This window comes from Arthrobacter sp. 01L42, assembly GCF_056400005.1.
In genome coordinates this window covers 74,115-97,176 of sequence record NZ_JBFTSL010000017.1, presented here as the reverse complement: position 1 = coordinate 97,176, position 23,062 = coordinate 74,115, and the positions used below count along the sequence as shown (strand labels likewise).

Below are 23,062 nucleotides of genomic sequence, written 5' to 3'. Positions count from 1 at the left end.
CGACTGGAGATGACAGCCCCACCACAGTATGGCTGTTAAAATTTCAAGCAAAAGTGCCTAGAATTCAAAGAATTAGGACTACTCATTCAGTTGAATGATTGCTAGAATGGACATAGCAGGTCAGCCAGACGAACGAAACTTATCGAGATACGAAACCAGGTGCTGAAATGACCCTCACCATCTACACCAAGCCCGCCGGATGCTTCGGCTGCACGAAGACTAGGCAGAAGTTCACCGAGGCAGGCATCGCCTTCACCGAGGTCGACGTGACCACCAACCAGGCCGCCTTCGAGTACATCACCGAAGAGCTCGGCTACTCCCAGGTGCCCGTCGTGGTCTACGACAAGGAGAGCAGCGAAGACCACTGGTCCGGGCTGAACCCGGCCAAGATCGCCCGGGTCATCGAGATCGAAGCCGCCGTGCGCCAAGGTGCCTTCACATGAGTCGCGGAGATAGCATCACCGTTATCGGCAACGTCACCGCCGACCCTGAGCTGCGGTCCACGGCATCCGGGACGGCCTTCGCCCGCTTCACCATCGCCTCCACCCCCAGGACCTTCGACGCCGGCACCGGCAGGTGGGTCGACGGGGACACGCTTTTCTTGTCCGCCACGGCATGGCGCGGCGTTGCCGAACATGCCGTCGCGTCCCTGACCAAGGGCAAGCGCGTGATCGCCACCGGTGCCCTGAAGCAGCGGTCCTACGACGACTGCGGGGGAACAGCGCACCGTCGTCGAGCTCGAGGTCGAGGACATCGGCCCGTCCTTGCGCCACACCACCGCGGAAGTTACGCGTACCGGTCCCGGCCCAGAGCAGGACGAGGAGCACCCGCCGGACAGGTTCAGCCTGTCTCCCCGGGACTATGGGGATGAGGATGCGTGGTTCGGTCTCGCAGCCAATCCCACCGGCAACATTGAAGTCCCGGCCCCCGAGACTGAGCCGGCCCTCTAGATGGCGCGCATCCCGGCCTTCGGAGAAGGGGTTCAGCCGGCCCGATGTCGTGCTGGCGTTAGCAGGTGTGTTCCTGCCGGTCTTCTGGCCGTCCGGATCGTTCTCTATACCGGCCCTCAGGAGCCACGCCGGAAGCAAGCATTCATGAGCCGGGCACTGCGTGAGGGAAGATCAACGGGATGAAGAAGATCGCGGCATTCACGCCGTATTTCACAGAGGACGAAGCCGGGCAGGTCCGTGCGGCGTTCCTGGCAGCCGGCCACCTGGAGGGCGACGCGAGCGTGTCGGACTTCATCGTGCGGGCCACGATGCGGGAGGTGAAGCGGCTGCAGCGCCGCCACAACGCCGGCCGGGCATGGGCCCCTGTCCCGGCCGGTGGACTGCGCCGCGGACAACGCACCAAGGATGAACTGCAACACCGGAACGAGGGAACCTGATGATGGCACGACGGACCGAGGACACCGACGCGCCGCCGACGCCGGCGGCTGGTCCTGCGCTGCCCAGAATGCTGACCCTGGATCAGGTGAAGGAGGTCCTGAACGTCAACACGCCTTTGGTGTATGCGCTGGTGCGCAGCGGGGAGCTGCGGGCCGCGCAGTTCGGCGGCCGGAACCTCTGGCGCGTCCGGGAAGATGACCTGCTGGCCTACATCGACGCAGCGTACGAGAAGACCGCGCACCGGATCGCGGCCGGGCAGATCCCCGAGGAAACCACCGCCGAGGACTGACCCGCCTGGGGTTCCCTGGACCCGGTGCTGGGGCAGAATGAAAGCATGTGCGGCAGATACGTGATGTCAAAGGCGACCGGTGATCTCCTGAGTCACTTCGAGGCCAAGGAGGTTGAGGGCAGCCCGCCCCCGCCGAGCTGGAATGTCGCGCCCACGCAGGACGTCCCGATCATCACCGAGAAGCTGGATGAGGACTCCGTGGAGCGTCGGCTGCTGATTGCCCGCTGGGGTCTCGTTCCGTCCTGGGCCAAGGACATCAAGATCGGTTCTAAGCTCATCAACGCCCGGAGTGAATCCATCCTGGACAAGCCCTCGTTCCGAAAGGCAGCCATCACGCGGCGCGCCCTGATTCCGGCCGAGGGATATTACGAGTGGGAGAAAACCGAGGATGGGAAGAAGATCCCGCACTACTTCTATTCCGAGAAGAATGACCTGCTGGCCTTTGCGGGACTCTACGAGTTCTGGCCCGACCCGTCCCTGCCGGAGGGTGACCCGCACCGGTGGTTGCTCAGCTGCACCGTGCTGACCACCACGGCCCACGATTCCCTCGGCCACGTCCACGACCGGGCCCCGGTCATCGTCCCGCCGGAGATGTACGGGGCCTGGCTCAACCCGGGCACCACCGGAAAGAACGATGTGCAGGAGCTGCTGGACGCCATGCCCGAACCGGTCCTGACGCCGCGGGTCGTGACGGACCGGGTGAACAGCGTCCGCAATAACGGACCCGAACTCCTCGATCCGCCCACCTGACCCCCGCCCGGCCTCCCCTTCGGGGCAGCAGGGAACACGTCGAGGCAAGACAACGCGGATTGGCCGCCACCCAAAGGTTGACGGCCAATCAGTGGGTGCGGTGCACCCGCTTGCGGGTGTTCTTGTGGTCCTTGGCTGAAGAAAGCCGGCCCTGACCTGGGGTGTGCCGGGCGCACCGTCTTAGACCATGGGGAAGGACCCCGCCGCTCCTTAGGACTGTGTGGACGCGGTGTCCAGGATGTCACCGTGCGGGGGAGTGGACGCCTGACCTGCGGTCTCTGACGCGGAGGCTTTCCGCCGGCGTGAGACGGCCCCTGGTTCGAGTCCAAGCTTCTTCAGCTCCTCGGTGCTCCACCCATCCTTGGTGGCCCGGACGTATGAGCGCTTGTCGTCGCGTTCAGCATCCGCGAGTTGTTCCTTGAGGTCAGCGACCCGCTGCCGGGCCTTGACCAGCTGCGTGACGGATTCGATGCGCGAGTCGAGCAGCGCGCGGGCCTGGTTTCGTGTCTTTTCAATGTCGAGGTTCGCCATGCCTCCACCCTAACCACCACATTCCGAATCCACGGGACGAACCGCCGCGCAGACAGCGATCCGGAATGACGCCGGAGCAAGCTATACATTTACACGGGTGTAAATGGCGTGTCGCTCACGGGCCTTTGGCGGTTTGCTTGGCACACTCGTTGGTGTGGTCCCCGGTTTTGGGGTCGCTGCGCTGGGCTTTTGAGGGGACGGGGGAGGGCTTTGTCTGAGCTGAATGAGTCCCGTCCGCGGCTGTCCAAGCGCCGTCGTGAGAATTCGCCGGCGGGGACGAAGAAGCGCCGGGAGGTGTGGGTGACCGCCGGGGAAGAGGCGGCGCTGGTTGCCCGGGCTGCCCGGGAGAAGGTGACTGTCCCGAACCTGCTGATCACCGCGGCCCTGTCCGAAACTGCTGAGACGCCCACGGAGCGCAAGGCGGCGATGGCGGAACTGATGGCCCTGCACACGCTCCTGGCGCGGGTGTCGAACAACGTGAACCAGATCGCCCGCCACGCGAACGCCGGGGATGAGTTCCCGCAGGACGCGAAGGCTGCGCTGGCGTATGTGCGCGAGGTCGCGATGCGGATTGACCGGACCATTGAGGGGCTGATGTAGCCGATGATTCCCAACATCACCCGCGGCTCCAGGATGTCCGGACTGCTGCTGTATCTGGCATCGACCGATGCGGACAAGACGAGGAACTCCCACACCGATCCGCACCTGGTGGCCGGGAACGCGGCGATCATGGCCTGGTACGACGACGGCGTCCTGAACCGCGATGACGCCGTGGCGATCGCGAAGCACCTGGACCAGCCCCGGAAGTCCTTTGGCGTCGAGATCGTGCAGAAGGATTTCCGCTGGGACGCGGCATCGAAGCAGCGTGTGGAGAACGGCCACAAACCGGCCGATGTGTGGCATTGCTCGCTGAGCCTCCGCGCCGAAGAAGGTCCGCTGACGGACCAGCAGTGGGGAGACATTGCCAATGACTTTGTCGACGCCATGGGCTTCACCGAAGCCAGCGGCAAGGCCCAGTGCCGCTGGGCGGCGATCAACCACGGCACGAGTGAGAACGGCAACCACCACATCCACATCGCCGTGTCCCTGGTCCGCGAAGACGGCACCAAAGCCTCCACCCACGGCGACTACAAACGAGCACAGCAAACTTGCCGCGCCCTGGAGACCAAGCACGGACTGGAAGAACTCTCCACGGTCCACGCCAGCCGCGGCTACGACCAGGCCGAAAAGGCCACCGCGATCCGGGACGAGCGCGAAATGCACCGCTCATCCCTGGCACGGAAAGTCCGGGCCAGCGCCAGCGCCTCCGGGTCCGAGGCGGAGTTCGTCCGCCGGGCCCGCGACACCGGACTGCTCGTGCGTCCGCGCTACGCCAAGAACACCACCGACGTCATTGTCGGGTACTCCGTGGCCGAACGTCCGGCCCGGGGAGAACGTCCCATCTGGTTCGGCGGCGGGACTCTCGCCTCCGACTTGAAACTCGGTGCACTTCGTGAGGAATGGCCCGACACCCCGCACCAGGCCACGGAAGCCGCTGCGGAGTGGAACGCAGCCGCCCGGAACAAGCGCGCGGTCTCCAGGAGCGGCCCCGAGCATGCGACACCGCCGGCGGAGGCGTGGGTGGAATACACCCGCAACGCGGCCGCCCTGGCCGACCAGCTGCGCACCATCCCGAGGGATGATCACGCAACTTGGGCGAAGGCTGCACGGGACGTCTCCGGGGCGTTCGCGGCATGGTCGTACCGGCTAGAACCAACCCCGGGTCCGCTGGCGGCCACCGCCGCCGAGCTGTCCCGCACCGCCCAGCTGCGTCTACCACGGCAGCACAGCAAACCTGTCGTGCTCCCATCGATTGCCGGTACGGCCATGTTGTTCATGGCCGCGTCGAGCAAGGACAAGACGGCCGCGCAAACGGCCCTCATGGTGCAACTGATTAACACCGCCTTCGCCGTGTATGAAATGCATGCCCAGTCCGGACGGAGCCGTGAGGCTCAGCGTATCCGGTCCGTGGTCGAGGAGCGGCTGGCCCCGTTCACCGGCACCATGCCCAGGGCGGTTCTGGTGGGTGCCGGGCAGCAGCCGGCCCCCGAGGCCGGGGTAACGCCGCGGGCGATCGATATCGCCCGGCGCGGCATGGTTCCCATCCGTCCCGGATCAGTGCTGCCCACAACGCCAACACCGGCAACACCGGCGACGCCGGCAAGGACCTACCAGCCCAGCCGGCGCGACGCCGGTCCGGGCCTTGACCGATAGACCACCACCCAAACTGCAAGGGGAACAGCATGAGTGAATCAGATGGAATGGATGACGTCCTGGACGGCGGTCTGCGGCAGTCGCTGATGATCGCCTCACGCGTTGCCGAGACACTGGCACGCCGACGGCAGGAGAGCCAGCGCCAGATCGAACACCAGGACACCCAGACAGCGCACGAAGCCCGGGCACGCCTCGCCGCCGAACGCAGTGCCGCCCACGCGGCACTGGCCCCTGTGGAAAAGGACCAGTGGTGGGACAAGGCGCGGCCCGGAGACATCGCCACGGCACACGCCGTCGCAGAAGGCTGGAAGGATACTGATCCGGCCGCCCTCGCCGCATCAGAACGGATCCGGACCGAAGTCCAGCGCCGCTACGGCATCGACACCCGCGACGTGGGCACGGGTGCCGCGTACCTGGAATCGGGAATCGAAACCATCAGCGCTGAACAGGCCCGCCGCGCCGCTGTGGCGGAGCACCGGAAGGGCATGGCACTCATCGCCGCGGCGCAGGCCGAAGAGCTCCGCGCCAAGGCCCGGACGCTGGCCCCGGAAATGGAGCGGCACCAGGTGCCTCTCGAATACCTGAACAACCCCGCCCTGTCGGCGGCGCTGCAGAGCGCACATGACGCCACGACGCCCGCGGCCATCGAGGCCGCCGACACTACGGTGAAGGAACGCCTGTACCTGATCGGCAAAGACGGCATCAACGGTCCCACCATCGAGAAGCTTCGCGAAGAAACCACGGCGAACTTCACCGGGGCCGGCGAGGACCACTTCAACGACGCCGGGTTCGTGGACGCCGCCAAGGAATGGCACGACGCGAAACTCCTTGCCGAGGGAGGATTCACGGGTTCCCGGGAGCAGCCGCTTGAACAACGCTACGAACGCACCGAAGCGGACCTCTTCGCACGCATCGCCGAGCTCGGCCGCGAGCTGGAGGGCAGGGTCGCCGCCGACGACAGCGAACGGCTGAAGGACCAGGGCGGGAAGGCCGAAACCAGCTCGGCCGCAGAATATGGTTCCGCGGACCATCACCAGGCGTTCGCCGTCACCCTCTCCGGCACCGCCAGCGAGGAACGTGTCAAGGGACGCCTTGCCGCTGCCCGCAGCGAGGGCACGCACCCCAGCGCCGCACTCGTCAGCGGCAAAGATCCGGCGAAGGCGCGGAAAACAATCAGGGGCGCAGCAATGGGGGCCCAGAAAACCCGGAACGGCCCCAGCCGCTAGTGGCTCCCTGCTGCCGCGCCAGCCCGGTACCGGTCAAGAGGATCGAACCCGACTCGTGCCGGGGGCGGGCGGCAAAACCTGTGGCCATACACGACGGAAGGAGTCGCCCGCATGGAACACCCGGAGGAACCGGAACGCCGGCCTGATCCTGAGCTGGCGTCAGACGAGGCTGTTATCCGCGAGGCCCTGCAGCTGCTCCACGAACTCGATGACACCCCTCCACAGCAGATGACGGCCTTGTTCTACCAGCACTGGTTCGAACAGCTGAGCATGACAACCCGTGACCTGCTCCGCGTCCTTGGCCACGACCCCGACGCCTGAGGTCAGACACGGTCACTCGGGCGGCCCTGCCGGTCAGCTGCGGGGGCGCCGTCCGCCCGCCCGGCGAGCCCGCAACGTTCCTAATAGTCCAGAGTTCTCTGGACTATTAGGAACCGACACGGGTCGAAACCGCCCCAGCGTCAATTGTCCAGAGAACTCTGGACAATTAGCTACAGCCTCGATCCGGCTCCCGTCGGGGGGAACAGTTAGGGTGGGGGCGTGCCCACAATTGAGCCTGACCTGCCCAGCAGCTACGCCGGAACCCTCGCATCCCTGAAGACACTGGTTGCTTCCGCCCAACTACGTGCACAGCAAGCGGCGAACAGCGCGATGGTCGAAATGTATTGGGCCATTGGAGCAACGATCCTGCAGCAACAGGCCCAGGAACCGTGGGGGGCTAAAGTGCTGCAGCGCCTCGCGGCAGATTTAAAGACGTCCTTCCCGAACATGCGCGGTTTTTCCCGATCAAACCTCTTCTACATGCGGTCGTTCGCCGCCGCCTGGGACTTGTCACAGGCAGAAGTCCGCAGCAGAGTCGGCGTGCTCCCATGGAGACACATCGTCGAGCTGCTCAAGCTCAAGGACCCCGAGCTCCGCGACTGGTACGCCGAATCAGCCGTAGAACACAATTGGAAGCTTGAAGTCCTTGAGCATCAAATCGCCACAGGACTCCACCGACGCCTCGGCGCCGCTCCAAACAACCTCGAGGAACGTCTGCCCGGCGACGGGGCTGAACTGGCCAGGCATGTCGCCAAAGACCCCTTAGTACTCGATTTTCTCGGTCTGACGTCAGAGGCTCAGGAACTGGCCATCGAACAGGCCATGACACAGCGCATGTCCCAAACGCTGGCAGAGTTCGGCCGGGGGTTTGCTTTCTATGGCCGCCAGTATCACCTCGATGTAGAAGGCGAGAACTTCTACATCGACCTCCTCCTGGTACACGTACCCACCAACAGATTTGTGGTCGTGGAGATTAAGGCAGGAAAATTCAGGCCGGAACACCTGGGACAGCTCAACTTCTATGTCGCGGCCGTGAACAACCTAGTCAGGTTCCCGGGCATGGCCCCAACGGTGGGAATCCTTGTTTGCAGTTCAAAACACGAACCCACGGTCAGGTACGCACTGGACGGCTCATCCCAGCCTGTCGCCGTCAGCTCGTACACCTATGACTCCCTTCCGCCGGAGGAGCGAGCCGCGCTGCCATCCCCGGAGGCGATCACTGCGGCGCTCGAGCAAGGAACAGTGGCCGATTCCGGCGGGATGTAACCGCCCGGGTGGCCGACCGTCGCTGGCAGGGGCGGAGGCCTGCGAATTCGTGGTTTTGGAAGACGAGGGGATCTCTGGTGTTACCTCTGTTAAGTCCGAGGACACGGGCCAGGACGAAGTCGTGATCGCCTACCGTGGTGACGTTCTCGATCTGGCATTCCATGGATGCAACCGAACCAGAGACCAGCGGGGCACCGAACTCCCCTTGGTCCAGAAGCGTCCGTCGAAGCGGTCTGCTTCTTTCTTGCCGACTTTGCGGCAGGACTGTGTCTGAGTTGTGATACCGAGCACCGTGGCTTTGTTCAGCTGTGGCCAGCTCGTGGATTCTTGGTGGACGAAGACGCCGACAAGGCAGGGGTCCGCGGAAATGAAGACGAATGATCCGACGATCATGGCGGCGCGTTCACCGGTGAGTTCGGGCTGGTGTCGGGGGGTGTGTTGGTCCCGGAGTGCCGCGCCTTCAAGACCGGTGCGGGTTTGGCCCGACCAGGCGCCGGGCGGCCTCGGCGATATGTTCGGCGTCGATGCCTGCCCAGGCGAGGAGCTCCTGCCCGGTTCCGGACCCGGGCATGCCGTGCACGGCCAGGTGCGTGATGGACAGGTCACTCGGCGGTGCCGTGAGCAGGGCATCCTTGACCGCTGATCCCAGGCCTCCCTCGGGGCGGTGGTCTTCGGCGATGATGACGCGGCCCTGTGTCTCGCCGGCGGCGGTGAGCAGTGTTTCTGCGTCTATGGGCTTGATGGAGTAGCAGTCGATGACGCGGGCCTGAATTCCGTCAGCGCCGAGGATGTCTGCTGCCCTGAGTGCTTCGTGAAGGGTGACCCCTGCCCCGACGAGGGTCACGTCGTCGTTGCCGGAGGACCGCAGGAGCTTGGAACCGCCGACAGGGAACTGCTCTGCAGCGCTGTACAGGACGGGGTAGGCGCCGCGGGTGGTCCGGAGATAGCTGATGCCGGAGGTTTCCGCCATGCGCTGGACCAGGGCGGCCGTGCTGGTGGCGTCGGCAGGGTAGAGGACGGTCGAACCATGCACGGCCCGGATCATCGCGAGGTCTTCCAGCGCCATCTGGGATGGACCATCGGCGCCGATCTCGACGCCGGAGTGCGAGCCGCACAGGCGAAGATCGGCGCCCGTGACGGACCCCATGCGGATGAAGTCGTAGGCGCGGGTGAGGAATGCCGCAAAAGTCGAGGCGAAGGCTTTATATCCCCGGCTGCTCAGCCCCGTTGCGGCGGCGATGAGCTGCTGCTCCGCGATGTACATCTCGAAGAACCGGTCGGGGAATGCCTTGGCGAATTCGTCCGCATGGGTGGAATTGCTGACCTCGCCGTCCAGGGCAACAACGGCGGGATCGATGCCGCCGAGTGCTGCCAAAGCGTCGCCGTAAGCCTTTCGCGTAGCGACCTCTTCGCCCACTGCGTAGCTGGGGAAGGTTGCGCCGGGAGCGTCGATGCGTGCCTTTGACCCTTCTTCCGGAAGAGGGCCGCGCAAGGTCAGTGTCCGTTGACCGCCGAGTTCTGCAATAGCCTTCTCGGCCATGTCGGGCGGTAAGGGTTTTCCGTGCCAATCCGGACTGTCTTCGATCTGTGGGAAGCCTTTGGCCTTGATGGTCTTGGCGAGGATGACCACGGGCTTGCCTTCAGGTGCTTTCGCCGCAGTGGAAAAAGCCGTGTCAATCATGTCGAGATCGTGGCCGTCAATGATCATGGCCTGGGCGCCGAAACCCTGGACCCGGCGGGCATAGGACTCCATGTCCCGGCCGAGTTCGGTCTCGCCCCGCTGTCCCAGCCGGTTTACGTCAACGACGGTGACCAGGTTGGTCAGGCCATAGTGGGAGGCCTTGTCCAGGGCTTCCCAAATCGAGCCTTCCGCCATTTCGCTGTCGCCACACAGCACCCACACCCGGTAGGGGAGCCGGTCCAGGTATTTCCCGGCGAGGGCCACGCCGACGCCGTCCGGAAGTCCCTGCCCCAGCGAGCCCGTCGCGAAATCTACCCACGGCAGTGCCGGCGTCGGATGTCCCTGCAGGCGCTGGCCGAACCGGCGGTAGCCGGTCATGAGCTCATCATCGGAGACGACGCCGACGGCCTTGAAGACCGAATACAGCAGGGGAGAGGCATGGCCTTTGGAGAAGATCAGGTGATCATTGGTGTCCAGGCCCGGGTTGTCCCAGTCATAGCGCAGATGACGGCTGACCAGGACAGCCAGCAAGTCTGCGGCCGACATGCTCGACGTCGGATGGCCGGATCCGGCGGACGTGCTGGACCGGATGGAATCCACCCGGAGCTGCGCAGCGAGTTCAGCGACCAGTGAGAGGTCCTCGCCGACATTTTCGTGGTTTGCCGCGGGCATGGCGGTGTCCTTCGTCGATGGAACTTGCCGGATCCCTGCAGGGTCTCGCCGGAGGAAGAGTAAGTCAAGACTCTCCGCCCAACACCTGCGGGCCCTGCCAGCCCGGATGCGCCCATGCACCCACGCAGAGCGATCCCCCGACAGGACCCCGCGCTGCCACCCCTCCCGCCATGCGGTCAGGCAGGGCCACCAGGAGAGCAGTCAACGGGCCACTGCGCCATCAAGCCCAAGACCGGCAAGCTCAACACCGGGGCACCCCGGTCGTGCGCTGCTGCCCGGAACACCGTCAAACCGTCAAACCCAACTTCTGTGCCGGCCTGATCGGCGATGGACTCCAACGTGACCGGCGCAGCGAAGCCACCGGCATCCGCCTCCACAAAGCCAGGAACGACCACAATAACCGGTGCAGCCTGGGACGCCTCACCTCCCTCTGGCCGCCTGCCTGCGATAAACTCCCCGTCAACCAACAAACATCCCCAGAGGCATCGTCGCGGCGCTGGAACGGACCGAACCCGACGCGGATGCCGAAGCCCGCAACGCCTGGGGCGCCTCTCCGCCAACCGGCGCTCCTCCGGGGCCGGACCCGCCCAGCAGGTCCTCCCGGCCAAGGAATACCCGGCCGATGGTGTACGTTGCAGTTCCGTCAGAGAAGAACACCAGAAAGAGACACACCTCAGTGGCAACTGATTACGACGAAGTACGTTCCGACGTCAAGGAATCCCAGGACAGGTCCCTGGAAGCGCTGCAGTCCGCCAGCGCACCCGATGCCCGCAGCGTCGTCCGCGAACTGGACGAAGCCGACGCACTGGATGAGGCCATGACCCCCGGCGGGGAGTTCGTTGCCGAGGAACTCATCGTCCAGGTCATTCCCCAGGCCAAAGACGAGTTCACCTGCTACTCCTGCTTCCTGGTCCGGCACCGGTCCCAGCTCGCGCGCGAACGGGACGGCCATCCGTACTGCATCGAGTGCGCGGGATAAGACATGCCGCCAGCTGCCCGGTCACGCAAGGGAGCGATGCTACAAATGAAAGTCCAACGCGCTCTCTCACACCGCATGCTCCGCGCCCTGCACGGACATCAGATTCAGGCACACAGGCCCAAGCTGTGAGCCAAGGGCACGGCCAACCCCAGTAGCCAGTGCTGCGCGTCAGGCTGCCAGGACTGGCGACAGGGCCGCGGACACCGCGGTGTTCTGCGTCAGGAGGCTGATCTGGTAGTCACGCTGGCGAGGGTCGACGTGCACCGGCAGATGATGCGACTTTGCACACGCACGAAGCTCTCCCATGGCGTCGGAGTCAGTCTGTGCGCGTGTCACATCGAGTTCCAGCGACAGTCCTGAGGCGAGCGAGCCGGCGCGCTGGACCACACCGTAGAGGCCATGGACGTTCTGAACCGTCACGTGACCCTGGACATTGACGTGGGCCTTGGCGCCATCGAGGTCCACACGGACCAGCACCCGCAGCTTCTCGTTCACACAGTTCTCCGCTCTAAAACGGGGCCACCACGCTGTGGCCCCCGACAACGATAGACGCAATGTGACCTGGATAACAAGAAATCAACCTGACGGGGCTCAACCGTGCGGACGGCTGACGGCCGCGGCGCGCACGGCCATTAAGGACCCCGGGGCAGCGCACGGGCGCTTTCGTCCAGGTTCCGGGCGGCGAGGACAGCTTGAGGTGCGGCCTGAGGTGCCCAACCAAGCCCGGCCAATGGCTCGGGCGAAGAACAGCCACAACTGCGCGGGTCATCACCACCCTCTTCGCCGCGGACGAGCCTGCCTTTGATCTTGCGGATCAGGCCGAGCTGCTGGGCGCCTTCACGCAGCAGGAGCCCGGGCACGGTCTGGTCCTCGCGGTTGCCTTTGCCGATCCAGTCCCGGACCCGGTCGAGTTCGGTCATTGCCTCATGGACCTCGGCCGGCGGCCGCCATCCTCGCAGCGGTGAGGGCTAGGCCTCGGGCCCGATGCGGCGGGCGAGCCAGCGGTAAGGAGCCATCGCCTCGGCGACTCCCTTTCCACCAGTGCCTGCCCGTCAAGGCCTGCCCCGGCCAGGTAGGAGCGGAACTCGCGGCGGATGCCCGGAGGCAGCCGATGCATCAGTTCTTGGAGCACTCACTGGCTGCCGGGATCCGGCCCGTTGACAGCAACGGACGGGAAGAGCAGTGCCAATTCGTGATTGATGGCAGCGATGTCCAGCTGCGCCGGCGCTGCGTTTCCGCCTCCTTCTGTCAGATTGGGATCCAAGACCGGCAACCGGTGGGGTGCAGGAGACGCCCGCTGGACCCTAATCTGACAATATTTGGTTGGCCGCCTGACGTCAGTCTGGGGTGTACTTGTACCTGAAGGGTTATTTGAGGCCGGTCATGCTGAGCAGAGGCGAATGCAGAATGCAGGTTCCTGTCTGGTTCTCTATGATGCTCCGTCGTGCATTAGCCACAGGACAGACCCGTCGGCAGGTACGTCATGCACGAGTCCACGGTCTGTCACCTTTCCCGCAATCTATAGCTCTAAGTTTTCACTCAACTACGAGCCTGGCTAGACATTGGAATGCCGGTGCGCGGGTATCAGAAGACGCCGTAATCATGCCCGAGCGACCCATCGACCAGTCCGTATTCGCAGCCAGAGCGTCAAGGCTCGGGAAAGCATAAAGACAAGGGCAAAGCCGAGCCAGAGGAAAAACATACCCGTCCGTCCGTTCAATCCTGATGATCCTAGCCAGAGCAGATACAGAAGATAGACGGCTAGCGAGCCGATCCCGGCCAGTCCTAGGTAACGGACGTCTCCCGACCCCATTAGGATTCCGTCGAGCACGAAAACGTAGCCCGCCAGGGGCTGTCCGAGCGCCATCGCCAGCAGGGCAGTGGCAAGCACTTGATGGACGTTCTGGTTCACTGTAAAGGCCCACCCAATCCATGGCGCGATCAGGGCCACGAGACCGCCAGTGGCCACTCCGAACACCGTTCCCCACGCAACGAGCCGTCGTGCTAGGGCCGAGATACCAGAAGGACTGCCGGCACCGGCCTCCAGGCCGATCAGTGACTGGGCAGCGACAGCTATGGCGTCCAAGGTGAATACGAAAAAGGTGAATATCGTCATCGCAAGCTGGTGCGCCGCCAAATTCACCACTCCTTGGCCGGTGGCTACCCAGACGGTCGCCAAAATCGAGAAGCGGAGCGTCACTGATCTAAGGAACAGCCATCCTCCAGAACGGCACAGTCGAAGCACCCCATGCCCCCGGGGACCAGCACTCAGAGGCAGTGAACGTGAGCGATTCGCGATGACGATGACGTAGGAGGCAGCCATGCCCCACTGCGCCACGCTCGTGCCGAGCGCCGACCCGGCAACGGATAAGTTGAAACCATAGACCAGTAGGCCATTGAGCCCAATGTTTCCCCCGAAACCCACAGCGGCGATAAGAAGCGGTGTCTTTGCATCCTGCAGCCCCCGGAGCACGCCTGCCCCTGCCAGGACAACCAGCATTGCCGGCAAGCCTGGAAGCGAATAGATCAGGTATTGGAACGCGTGGACCCTGAGCTCAGGGTCCACGCTGATGATTTTCAGACTTTGGTCCGCGAAAACCAACCAAACGGATGCCAGTGCTGCCCCCAGGCCTACAGCTAACCAGAGACTATCCCGCCCCAAGGCAAGCGCCTCTTTCAAGCTTCCGGAGCCGAATAGTCTGGCGACTGCAGGAGTGACCGAGTAAGAGAGGAACACGAGCAATCCGATGGTTGTCTGCAATGCAACTGAGGCAAGCCCCACTCCCGCCAACTCCCCGGTGCCAAGGTGACCTACGATCGCCAGATCACTAAGTAGGAACAGGGGTTCGGCCAGCAGGGCCGCCAATGCGGGCACCGCCAGGCGCAGGATCCGTTGGTTGAGGGTGGGAGGGGGAGTCGCCAACGCATCTTTTGTTGTCACGGGTTATTAAGCTCGCAACATGGTCATCAGCTGTCGGACCAGACGGCCCTTCAGATTTTTTAGATAGCTTCTTGATGCCTCTCGTGCGCCATTGGCATCTCCGTCGACAAGGAACGCTACAAGCGTTGAAATTTCACCTACTTCTGATTCGACGGTGTTAAGCGTCTGCGAGGTGGTCAGCCGGAAACGCTCGATGCGACTGTTAAGAATCTGCACGCTGGATGCCAGGTAAATATTTCCCGAGGCTGTGTTCAGGAACTCGTTGATGTCCCGGATCTCGCGGAGATATGAAACATACCTGTCCAGCGAGATGCGCGGATCGTGGTGAGTCAGCCCAGCTAACTTGGACTCCAGTAGGGCACGCTCGTTCTTGTTCATCTTGGTCGCCGCGCGGAACATATTGTCTGGCTCAATGAGAAGGATTGCATCCACCAGCTGCGTGAGCTCATCGATGCTAAGCAGGGGAGCGACCCTGTATCCCCTAAGCGCAGTTCTGCGGACCAAACCAAGGGGCTCAAGTCTGGTCAGGGCTTCCCGCACAGGTGTCTGGGACGTTTGGAACTCCTTGGCGAGTTTGTCAATGCTGATCACAGCGTCCGGAGGAAAATCAGGGTGCATGTAGCGGTCAAGTAGCTCGAGGTAGACGTTGTCGGCCAGGCTCGAATGCGCCATTAGGCGCGATGTTGTTTTCGTTTCCACACGGTTCATCGTCAACGTATGTCCTTAAGAAAGGTCGTTTGGAGTTCCTGGTCGGTTGTCAGGTGATGTGCGAAGCTGGAATATTGCTTCGACTTCCACAGCGGCGCCGTGCGCGGGCGTGACCATGCTGACGCCGGTCCGTGCGTGCGTCCCGTACTCGGGTCCAAATACGTCGACTAGGAGAAGCGATGCGCCATTGATCACTTCGCTGAGCTGTTCGAACTCGGGTGTGGTGGCGCCGTAGACCACGATCTTGAACGGGCGCCATAGCCTCAAGTCGCCAGTGCTCTGGTGTACGAGCGACAGGACGTTGAGCATGGCCACCCGGGCGCTGGCCTGTCCCTCCTCCACTCCCACTTCCTGGCCGAGCCGGCCACGGGCAACGGGGCCGTTTTCGTCGACGGACACTTGCCCGGACGTGAAGAGGAGATCCCCGGAACGCATGGTGGGTGCGAACCAGTCAGCCCTCATCTTCCGGACGGACAGGGAGAGCCCCAACTCGGTAAGGCGCGTGTAGGGGTCATATTCCTGGAGGGTTGCAGTAGACACGAGTATCCTTTGTTGGCTGTTAGTCGTTGACGGATGCGAAGAACTTTTTGGTGCGCTCTGTTGCAGGTCGGTTGAGTAGTTGGTCCGGCGTTCCGCGTTCGATGATGCGGCCTCCGTCCATCATGACGATCGTGTCGGCAACGTCCTGGGCGAACTTCATTTCATGGGTGACGATCAGCATGGTTGAACCTTTGAGCGCCAGTTCACGCATGACGGCCAGGACTTCGCCGACCAGTTCCGGGTCTAGGGCACTCGTTGGTTCGTCAAAGAGCAGGATCTTCGGTTCCATGGCCAGGGCGCGTGCGATCGCGACCCGCTGCTGCTGTCCTCCGGATAGTTCGCTGGGGTAGTTGTTTGTCTTGTCGGCGAGTCCGACCCGGCGAAGCAGCTCCTCGGCCCTCTGGCGGAACTCCTTCTTTCTGGTCTTTCCCACCAGCGTCGGAGCCAGCATCACGTTCTCGAGGGCCGTGTAGTTCGGGAAGAGATTGAAGCTTTGAAACACCATGCCGAAGTTGAGTGTTTGCTCCCGTGCTTTTGCTGCTGACACGGGGTGTCTACGGTCTCCGCTGACTCGAAAACCCATCATTTCTCCCTGGAAGAAGATGGCGCCGCCGTCAATAGTTTCCAGCATGTTGATGGTTCTCAAAAGGGTGCTTTTGCCGGAACCGGACGGCCCAACGATGCACGTCACGGTGCCCTTCTCGATGGAAAGGTTGATGTCCTGGAGGGCCCTGAAGTCGCCGAACTTCTTCTCGAGTCCAACGATTTCAAGAAAACCTACGTGGCTATTCGTCATCTCGGTTCTCCGACCTGTTGCAACCCGGTTTGTAGTTCGCTGTCGGGCGATTTCATGACGCGACGGTTGAATCCTCGGCCGAACCGCTTCTCCAGCTTGGATTGTCCGAACATGGCGATGCTTGTCAGCACCAGGTACCAGATAACCGCGACCGTGAGCAGCGGTATCGTTTGGAAGTTGCGCGCGTAAATCAACTGGACGGTAGTCAACAGTTCTGAGTACCCAATGACGGTCACGAGGGAAGTGGCCTTGAACATGGTGATGACTTCGTTTGCCATCGGGGGGATGATCACTCTGATTGCCTGTGGACCAAGAACCTTGGTGTAGGCGGCCCAAGGCGACATTCCCAGGGCTTTGCAGGCCTCAAACTGACCGCTGGGGATTGCCGTTATTCCACCGCGGAAGACTTCAGCGGAATATCCTCCCAGATATATCCCGAGCCCGACGATGGCTGCGGAAAATCGCGAAATAACGTCATTGGTAGGAATCCCGAAGAACGACGGCCCAAAGGGGATGCCGAACTCAAGCCGCGGTACCAGCGCTCCCAAAAAGAACACAAAGAGCAGCATTACCAAGGGGGGAGTTGCTCGGATGACCCACACGTAGAGGGCCGCAAAGGCGCGGAGGATGGGTAGCGGCGACATGCGGCACGCCGCTGTTAATATCCCAAGGCACAGGCCAAGCAAGGTGGTCAGGATCGTCAGGACGATAGTGTTCAGGAGGCCGGTCAGTATGCGCTCACTGAACATGTAGGACAGCACTACCTCCCAGTGCCAGTTTTCGTTGAAGACAAAGAACTGGATCAACACAAGTGCCACGTAAACGGCCACCGCGCTTGTTACCCACTTGGCTTTGCTGACTTGCCGCCTGATGGGTAGCTGGGCGCCACTGAGCAGTTCGGGTGTGCCAGCTGGTGGTGCCGCCGCGGCAGAGGCCAACTTACCCATTTTGGTATGGTCCGGTGTTGAGGGGGAACTCAGGCATTGCGAGATCGGTCAGGCCCCACTTCGCAAGGAGCTCATCGTAGACTCCGTCTGTGGCCAGCTTCTTCAAGGCAGCCTGGAGCGCGTCCCTGAATTCGTGATTTTCCTTGTTGATCCCAATCCCGTAGGGGCCCTCAAGGGCTGTGTAGACGACCTTGTAGAGATCCGGGTTCTGGCCGGCGTTATAGAGCATCGCTACGGAATCGCCCCAGACGGCGTCTTCCTGGCCACTCTTCACGCCGATGATGGCCGAGGCGAGATCCTGGTACCCCGAGGCTGTCAGCGCGGGTTTTCCTTCCGCGGCGCATGCGGCGGTGGCCTTCTCGAGGAGTCCTGCTTCCCGTGTGCCGCGCGCGTGCCCGACTCTGAGCCCGCATAATTGGTCAGGGGTTAGGGCTGTGGATTTACTCGAAGCCGGAACCAGGATTGCCGTTCCCTGGCGGATGTAGTCGATGAAATCGATTTGCGCCTGTCGTTCTTTGAAGTCTCCGATTGAGAGCACAACTTCGAAGCGCTGGGCGTTCAGTCCTGGGACGAGCGCATCGAACGGTGATTGCTGCAGCTCCATCTTCAGTCCCATGACTTGGGCTGCTGCTTCCAGTAGCTCCGGTGTGAGCCCGGTGATCTTGCCGTTAGCATCTACGAATTTCACCGGGGGAACATCCGGGTTGACTGCTGCCGTGAATGTGCCGTTTTTTCGGATGTTTTCAGGCACCATGGCGGCGATGGCGTCATCGGCTGCGACCGCAGTCTGAGTCGCCTTGACGTCATTGGCAGCCGAGGCTGCGTCGTCGGGGTTTGCACAGGAGGTGAGCCCCAGTCCGGCTGCCATCACAAGTGCTGCGAACGTGACTATTTTTTTCATGAAGCATCTACTTTCGTTGGACGAAGGGTTAGAAGTCAGAGAATCGGTCCGGGGAGAATCTGGAGGTGAGCAGCTCGTTCTTAGTACCGTCGACGATGAACTCGCGGATCAATCTGCCGATCAGCGGGCCCAGAGTCACACCGCTGTGGGTGATGGCTTCGAAATACCCGTCCATTTCTTGCACGGGTCCGATGCACGAATACGAGTCTGCAGGAATCGGACGGTTCGCCATGAACACGGACGCGATAGGGGCCTTTGCCAAGACCGGGAAAAGCCTTCCTGCATTTGCCTGGAGCTCTTGAATGATCTCGTTGCGGTCAGTTGCCGCGCCCTGAGCCATGGTTCCGTCCACGGCGTCGTCGTGTACCCGCACGTAGCCGTCGGCATCAGGACGAACTTCCGCCAGCCCGGTGAGCAGTACCTTCTTCAGCTCAAGTTCCGGGGCATACAGCCTGAGGGTGATGCCCTTCGTGGGCGCCAGCGGCAGGTGCCGCCCGAGAAGTGACGCAACCCGGTCCCCTCGAGGGCCCGCCGCGTTGACGACGATGTCACTCTTGAACGTCGTCCCGTCGGAGAGAGTGAGCAGGAAACCGGGATTCAGTTCATCAATGCGGATGACGGTGCATCCCTGTTGAAATACGGCCCCGTGTTGGGCTGCATTCAGAAGCAGGGCGGAGATGGCCTTGGTTGTCTCGATCCATCCCTCTTCCGCGTAATGGGCGACAAGCTCTTCGGGGTCTGTAACGGTTGCTCCCGGAGCGAAACGACCATACGCGTCCCTTGCCGTGAGACTCTCCACCCCATAGCCCCACTTCCTGAGTTCGGCAATGCGATCGGCCAGGCTCGGAGTGAACGAGTCCGCGGCAAGCGAACCCACCTGATGAAGCCATTCCGCCGGTAGCTCCTTCCTCAGGGCTTCGTATTCGCGGACGCCGGCGTGGTTGAGCCGGAAGTAGTCTTCGGGGCGCTTATTGCTCGCGTTGAGCCAAGCCATGCTGGCCGAGGTCGTTCCCGAACCCGGGGATGAACCGTCAACAATTCTCACGTCCAGGCTTTCCTCCGCCGCGAGCCTGTAGGCGATCGACGCCCCGACGATACCTGCCCCGATGATCGTTACGCGCTGCTGGACCAAGGGTCCTCCTCAGTTGGTGTGAACTTTGTATATGACGTAAGTCACAGTCTGAGGTGGCCCGATGGGGAAGTCAAGCGATTCTATAGGATTGATAATCAATGAGATGGCGAAGCCAGCCATCGAGAACCTTCGATGACGGACTCGAAGGCCCTGAAGATCGTGGAATTGGTCTCTAGATCAACCCGCGGGGTCCCCTAGGGCACTGCGGGCCGGGGGCCGCAATTTCAGCGCTCACCGAGTTCTGTCACCCAGACTGCCCCCTGGTTACCGCCCAAGCTCGATTGATGTCCGAGCGCGTGCCGAACCGGCTAACGGGCGATTCTCCGCCTCCCTCAAATCTTCGGTAAGACTCGTACGAGATGCGCTAATCCCTCACCTACTGACAACCGGGGTCCGAACGCCGAGAAGGGATATTCGGTCAGCCTGACTTCAGGGAAACGGTGGCGGGATTCGGCGCGCTGGTGAAGCCGGCGACGGGGGAAGCATCCGCGGTCTCGGGCGGACCGGACGCTCACGTCGCCGGCGCTGGCCGGTGCGCTAAGCGCGCTTTTCGGCCGGCCCCGAGTAACCCGCACCTGTCATAGGCCAGACGATTACTCGGGCCCCGGACGGGTGGATGCAAATACCTCTCAACGATCCGACAGGGGACACAATGAACAATGACCGTGTCACTCATGTGAACGACACCCTGCGGCGAACAACTCCTGACGGCCGAAGCGGCGACAGGGGAGGGGTGCGCATCTCGCGCGCCGCTGAGACGCTCGGCGGCCGATACACCATCCTCGTGGCTGCCCAGGTTGCGGCGAATCTTCTGGTCGTCGTCTACCTCTACCTGCAACACAACACTTCGGCCACGGTGGCCCTTGTTGTCACCTTGGTGGCAACATGCCGCTGGTAATGCACGCACCCGCCGGGCTTCCAGTCCCCCGTGGGCCAGACGATAATCAATAGCGTTCGCGGTCACCGCAGGGCTGTTCGGGGCCGGGATTGCATTGCTGGACATCACCGGGAACCACGATTGGTCGCTCTGAGTACCGTATGCGGCGGTAACGGCCCTCCGTTACTTGCCGCTGCTCCACGACGGCGCGGCAAGTGAGCCTCGAGAAGGTGCCGGTTCATCCCCGGCTGGAGTTGGACGAGTATCTGAGCCTGCCAGTACGGCTTACCATCGCGGCCGCCCTTGCGAAGGTGGACCAAGCCGAATTGGGTGGGGTCAGGGACACTATCGAAGTCGCTGATCCCGTGCTGAGCAAACAGGTTGGCGTACTGGAAAACGTCGGATACGTAGCAGTCGAGAAGGATTACGTCGGCAAACGCCCGAGCGCCTGGCGGAGCCTGACTGACGCCGGCCGTGAAGCACTGTCCCGGCACCTCACGGCCCTCCACGCAACATTCCATCAAGCTGAACTGGCCCAACGATAGTCCTGCTTCACGGTGGATCTAGAGGGCTGCTGCGGAAGGGTCGCGAGCCGTAGGTAAGCAAGGGACACCGCGGGAGTGCCGCCACTGTGGCGGGAGCGGCGGCTCTCCGGCCGAGCAATACCTTAGGAATTTGCTCGGCCTGCAGTTCTCACGCGCCATCAGCGGCTATGGGCGCGCTGGTCCATGCTCCATCGCTGATCAGCTCCTAGTCCGCGGAGAGCAGCGAAGCGGTGTGCCGGGCGCGGAGGATGGCACGAGTCGTTGCAGCTCGGCGGCGTGGCGCGGATTGATCCACGCCGCCGAACCAGTCAACGCCTCGAACTACATGCATATGCGCGGTGCAGGCTCCGCCACGACATCCCCGGTTTCATTCTCGCGGTCTGAGTGAAGCATGTGGGCGATCACCAGAGCCCCGGCGACCGGCGGTTGATCCAGCACGACCGACGTGGCGTGTGGATGGGAAGTCGCCAATAGTGAGCGCACTTCGGCAGCGAATTCCGGCTGGGAAGCGATGACCGAACCGCCGAGCACGATCTGCTCGGCCGCTGCCCCGCGCTTTGCGAGGGAATCCACGAGGTCACTCAGGGAACGGGCGGCTGCGTTGACCACCCATTTAGCAATGGTTGAACCGGCCGCGGAGGCTGTGAACACGGCGGGTGCGAGGAGCGCCCATTGTTCGGGTCGTTCAAGCATGAGTTTCATGCTGACCTCCCCGATCCTGGTTACCCCAGCTGCTGTTATCAGCGCGGTTTCCAATATGGGATCTCGGTGGCCGCAATCCGATGCGATAAGAGCCGCGCGGACCGCTTCTCGGACCAGGCCGGTAGCACCACCATCGTCGCCAACAAGCCAGCCCCATCCGCCGGCCGAGATCCCCTTCCCCTCAGGGGTGGTGCCGACGGCTATGGATCCTGTCCCGGAAATTACACCAATGGCCTCGGGGTAGCCGGCAGCGTATGAAAGCAAATGTGCATCATTGACAACCCGTACCGGGAAGGACGCCATCTCGGCGATGGCCCTTTGGAGGGCGTCGCATTGTTCCTGGGTGTCGCATCCATGAGCACCAACAGCGAGAGCCGCAATATCGCTACCGACGTGCAGGTCCACTAGGTCCAGAATGACGCGCGCTTTAGTGGGGAAGCTTTCGCCTCTCCAGGACTGCGTCGGGACCGCTATATCGGTTGAGAGGCTTCCGGAACCGGCGTCGGCGGCCCGAACTGCGGTTTTGGAGCCGCCGACGTCGACTCCTACAACTGTTGTGGTCACAATGTTCCGTCGATAACCTGCCGCACGCTGTCCACCTTTGTGTCGTATCGCGTGAAGGCACGGTCTTCAATGTTCCGCCCAAAAGCATCGGCCGTGTGCTGGACGAGGCGTTGCATCAGTGCCACCTCCAGGACGGAGCGCTGCACGGCGGTGAGCTGGGGAATGCGGATGATTGTCGCGGAGGCCGTCACATCCTCATCAGTAATCAGAAGGATCGGAACCTTCTTCTCCGAAAGCTGATCAGCGAGCAAGCCCTCTCTTTCGCGGCCGAACAGCACATGAGCAGTAGAGGGTCCGGCGCAGTCCATCGGACCGTGCAGGTAGGACCTGGTGTCCATGGCCATCGAGGGAACGAAGGGTCCCTCACGGAACAGCAAGGCTCCTTGTTCTGCGGATGTCAGGTTCGGAGCCGCGGCAACGACATCCACGGTTCCGCGCTCAGCAATTTCGGCCGCAAAGAGCCGAAGGACTTCATCATTTTCGGCCATGACCTTTTCGGTCAGTGGCCCGATGTCGTCCCATCCAGCGTCCGTCGTTCCGGTCGTGATCCACTCGGCCAGCAGGCCAAGGGCCGCGACGGTGGCCGTAAAGCCGATGGAGGACATGCGGCTGTCCAGCAGGTCACCAACACTGAGAACCACCCCGGCCTCGCTGGCAAGGGGTGAATCCGAGTTGTTGACGACAGCCATGCGGCGTTCCCGCGGCACGGTCAGCAGGGCTTGAATGGTTTCCCGGCTGCGGCCTCCCTGCGAGATTCCTACGTATACCTCAGCGAGGGAAGTGCCCTCGTCCGGGACGTCAGCGCAGGATGACCGGAAGGCAGCAATACCTGCTTCGCGCAGGAAGTAAACAGGGGTTGCGGCGGCTGCGTAACTTGCCCCGATCCCGGCAAAAAGCAGGCTCTTTCCCTTGATGGGTTCGGCTGCGCCTGCGGACAGCCACTCGCGGACTTTCTGCACGGACTCGGTGAGCCCTGCCGACTGTGCCGCGATGCCCTCGTCAAAATGGAGCCATGGTCGAGTGGTTGTCATTCGATCTTCCTTCTTCAGTGCG

26 protein-coding genes and 1 pseudogene are annotated in these 23,062 nt (G+C 62.6%); 13 read left to right on the top strand and 14 right to left on the bottom strand.

Translation table 11 applies throughout. The features are described 5' to 3' along the window. The first annotated feature begins 167 nt into the window (after positions 1 to 167). The 5 genes and pseudogenes from AC1DN2_RS15605 to AC1DN2_RS15585 all read left to right on the top strand — a co-directional run bounded on the left by AC1DN2_RS15605 (position 168) and on the right by AC1DN2_RS15585 (position 2,427). Complete coding sequence (locus tag AC1DN2_RS15605; protein WP_476851029.1) at positions 168 to 443, top strand: glutaredoxin family protein; 276 nt, start codon at positions 168 to 170, stop codon at positions 441 to 443. After that, positions 440 to 950, top strand: a pseudogene (gene ssb / locus AC1DN2_RS15600) (single-stranded DNA-binding protein). Before AC1DN2_RS15605 ends, ssb begins: the two are co-directional and overlap by 4 nt. A 179-nt stretch (positions 951 to 1,129) precedes the next feature. Beyond that, positions 1,130 to 1,387 (top strand): ParB family protein, encoded by a 258-nt coding sequence (locus AC1DN2_RS15595; protein WP_028278114.1) that lies wholly within the window; start codon positions 1,130 to 1,132, stop codon positions 1,385 to 1,387. Continuing rightward, positions 1,387 to 1,677, top strand: coding sequence for a helix-turn-helix domain-containing protein (locus tag AC1DN2_RS15590; RefSeq protein ID WP_476851028.1), 291 nt, complete (start codon positions 1,387 to 1,389; stop codon positions 1,675 to 1,677). Before AC1DN2_RS15595 ends, AC1DN2_RS15590 begins: the two co-directional genes overlap by 1 nt. Positions 1,678 to 1,722: 45 nt before the next feature. Further along, the gene (locus AC1DN2_RS15585; protein ID WP_476851027.1) at positions 1,723 to 2,427 is read left to right on the top strand and encodes an SOS response-associated peptidase; all 705 of its coding nucleotides are present in this window, start codon (positions 1,723 to 1,725) and stop codon (positions 2,425 to 2,427) included. 210 nt (positions 2,428 to 2,637) lie between these two features. Here the strand turns inward: AC1DN2_RS15585 and AC1DN2_RS15580 are convergent, their stop codons facing one another. After that, positions 2,638 to 2,958, bottom strand: a complete 321-nt coding sequence (locus tag AC1DN2_RS15580; protein WP_476851026.1) for a hypothetical protein — start codon at positions 2,956 to 2,958, stop codon at positions 2,638 to 2,640. A gap of 210 nt (positions 2,959 to 3,168) precedes the next feature. Between AC1DN2_RS15580 and AC1DN2_RS15575 the strand changes: the two genes are divergently transcribed. From AC1DN2_RS15575 to AC1DN2_RS15555, 5 genes are all read left to right on the top strand, one after another. Further along, positions 3,169 to 3,558 carry a MobC family plasmid mobilization relaxosome protein gene (locus tag AC1DN2_RS15575; RefSeq protein ID WP_476851025.1) on the top strand — a complete coding sequence of 130 codons (390 nt, stop codon included), beginning with the start codon at positions 3,169 to 3,171 and terminating at the stop codon, positions 3,556 to 3,558. Between the two features lie 3 nt (positions 3,559 to 3,561). Beyond that, entirely contained in the window at positions 3,562 to 5,211 is a 1,650-nt protein-coding gene (locus AC1DN2_RS15570; protein ID WP_476851024.1) for a relaxase/mobilization nuclease domain-containing protein, read from the top strand. Between the two features lie 29 nt (positions 5,212 to 5,240). Continuing rightward, positions 5,241 to 6,437: a hypothetical protein gene (locus AC1DN2_RS15565; RefSeq protein ID WP_476851023.1), complete on the top strand. Its 1,197-nt coding sequence runs from the start codon at positions 5,241 to 5,243 to the stop codon at positions 6,435 to 6,437. Between the two features lie 111 nt (positions 6,438 to 6,548). Further along, positions 6,549 to 6,758, top strand: a complete 210-nt coding sequence (locus AC1DN2_RS15560; RefSeq protein WP_476851022.1) for a hypothetical protein — start codon at positions 6,549 to 6,551, stop codon at positions 6,756 to 6,758. A gap of 219 nt (positions 6,759 to 6,977) precedes the next feature. Next, positions 6,978 to 8,024, top strand: coding sequence for a PDDEXK nuclease domain-containing protein (locus tag AC1DN2_RS15555; RefSeq protein WP_476851021.1), 1,047 nt, complete (start codon positions 6,978 to 6,980; stop codon positions 8,022 to 8,024). Here AC1DN2_RS15555 and AC1DN2_RS15550 read toward each other — a convergent pair. After that, positions 7,975 to 8,238, bottom strand: coding sequence for a flavin reductase (locus tag AC1DN2_RS15550; protein WP_476851108.1), 264 nt, complete (start codon positions 8,236 to 8,238; stop codon positions 7,975 to 7,977). The genes AC1DN2_RS15555 and AC1DN2_RS15550 overlap by 50 nt on opposite strands. 246 nt (positions 8,239 to 8,484) lie before the next feature. Then, positions 8,485 to 10,377: a transketolase gene (locus tag AC1DN2_RS15545; protein WP_476851020.1), complete on the bottom strand. Its 1,893-nt coding sequence runs from the start codon at positions 10,375 to 10,377 to the stop codon at positions 8,485 to 8,487. A gap of 676 nt (positions 10,378 to 11,053) precedes the next feature. On the opposite strand from AC1DN2_RS15545, the gene AC1DN2_RS15540 reads away from it, so the two are divergent. Next, positions 11,054 to 11,356: a DUF4193 domain-containing protein gene (locus AC1DN2_RS15540; RefSeq protein ID WP_243178671.1), complete on the top strand. Its 303-nt coding sequence runs from the start codon at positions 11,054 to 11,056 to the stop codon at positions 11,354 to 11,356. 168 nt (positions 11,357 to 11,524) lie between these two features. Here AC1DN2_RS15540 and AC1DN2_RS15535 read toward each other — a convergent pair whose 3' ends face one another. The 9 genes from AC1DN2_RS15535 to AC1DN2_RS15495 form a co-directional block, all read right to left on the bottom strand. Beyond that, complete coding sequence (locus AC1DN2_RS15535) at positions 11,525 to 11,851, bottom strand: hypothetical protein (protein WP_028277932.1); 327 nt, start codon at positions 11,849 to 11,851, stop codon at positions 11,525 to 11,527. Between the two features lie 137 nt (positions 11,852 to 11,988). Next, entirely contained in the window at positions 11,989 to 12,276 is a 288-nt protein-coding gene (locus AC1DN2_RS15530) for a hypothetical protein (RefSeq protein ID WP_476851019.1), read from the bottom strand. Between the two features lie 680 nt (positions 12,277 to 12,956). Next, the gene (locus AC1DN2_RS15525; protein ID WP_476851018.1) at positions 12,957 to 14,297 is read right to left on the bottom strand and encodes an MATE family efflux transporter; all 1,341 of its coding nucleotides are present in this window, start codon (positions 14,295 to 14,297) and stop codon (positions 12,957 to 12,959) included. A 6-nt stretch (positions 14,298 to 14,303) separates the two neighbouring features. Next, positions 14,304 to 15,005: a GntR family transcriptional regulator gene (locus tag AC1DN2_RS15520; protein ID WP_476851107.1), complete on the bottom strand. Its 702-nt coding sequence runs from the start codon at positions 15,003 to 15,005 to the stop codon at positions 14,304 to 14,306. A 15-nt stretch (positions 15,006 to 15,020) separates the two neighbouring features. Beyond that, positions 15,021 to 15,545 carry a RidA family protein gene (locus tag AC1DN2_RS15515; protein WP_476851017.1) on the bottom strand — a complete coding sequence of 175 codons (525 nt, stop codon included), beginning with the start codon at positions 15,543 to 15,545 and terminating at the stop codon, positions 15,021 to 15,023. 19 nt (positions 15,546 to 15,564) lie between these two features. Then, positions 15,565 to 16,341 (bottom strand): amino acid ABC transporter ATP-binding protein, encoded by a 777-nt coding sequence (locus tag AC1DN2_RS15510; RefSeq protein ID WP_476851016.1) that lies wholly within the window; start codon positions 16,339 to 16,341, stop codon positions 15,565 to 15,567. Continuing rightward, positions 16,338 to 17,288, bottom strand: coding sequence for an amino acid ABC transporter permease (locus tag AC1DN2_RS15505; protein WP_476851015.1), 951 nt, complete (start codon positions 17,286 to 17,288; stop codon positions 16,338 to 16,340). Before AC1DN2_RS15505 ends, AC1DN2_RS15510 begins: the two co-directional genes overlap by 4 nt. Further along, complete coding sequence (locus AC1DN2_RS15500; RefSeq protein WP_476851014.1) at positions 17,281 to 18,189, bottom strand: ABC transporter substrate-binding protein; 909 nt, start codon at positions 18,187 to 18,189, stop codon at positions 17,281 to 17,283. Before AC1DN2_RS15500 ends, AC1DN2_RS15505 begins: the two co-directional genes overlap by 8 nt. A gap of 28 nt (positions 18,190 to 18,217) precedes the next feature. After that, positions 18,218 to 19,321, bottom strand: a complete 1,104-nt coding sequence (locus tag AC1DN2_RS15495; protein WP_476851013.1) for an NAD(P)/FAD-dependent oxidoreductase — start codon at positions 19,319 to 19,321, stop codon at positions 18,218 to 18,220. A 652-nt stretch (positions 19,322 to 19,973) separates the two neighbouring features. On the opposite strand from AC1DN2_RS15495, the gene AC1DN2_RS15490 reads away from it, so the two are divergent. Together AC1DN2_RS15490 and AC1DN2_RS15485 are read left to right on the top strand one after the other, a co-directional pair. Then, positions 19,974 to 20,219, top strand: a complete 246-nt coding sequence (locus AC1DN2_RS15490; protein WP_476851012.1) for a hypothetical protein — start codon at positions 19,974 to 19,976, stop codon at positions 20,217 to 20,219. A gap of 194 nt (positions 20,220 to 20,413) precedes the next feature. Further along, on the top strand, positions 20,414 to 20,743 hold the full coding sequence (locus AC1DN2_RS15485) for a transcriptional regulator (protein WP_476851011.1): 330 nt from the start codon (positions 20,414 to 20,416) through the stop codon (positions 20,741 to 20,743). A gap of 321 nt (positions 20,744 to 21,064) precedes the next feature. Here the strand turns inward: AC1DN2_RS15485 and AC1DN2_RS15480 are convergent, their stop codons facing one another. Both AC1DN2_RS15480 and AC1DN2_RS15475 read right to left on the bottom strand, forming a co-directional pair. Continuing rightward, the gene (locus tag AC1DN2_RS15480; RefSeq protein ID WP_476851010.1) at positions 21,065 to 22,009 is read right to left on the bottom strand and encodes an N-acetylglucosamine kinase; all 945 of its coding nucleotides are present in this window, start codon (positions 22,007 to 22,009) and stop codon (positions 21,065 to 21,067) included. Beyond that, positions 22,006 to 23,040 (bottom strand): SIS domain-containing protein, encoded by a 1,035-nt coding sequence (locus AC1DN2_RS15475; RefSeq protein WP_476851009.1) that lies wholly within the window; start codon positions 23,038 to 23,040, stop codon positions 22,006 to 22,008. Before AC1DN2_RS15475 ends, AC1DN2_RS15480 begins: the two co-directional genes overlap by 4 nt. Positions 23,041 to 23,062: the final 22 nt, after the last annotated feature.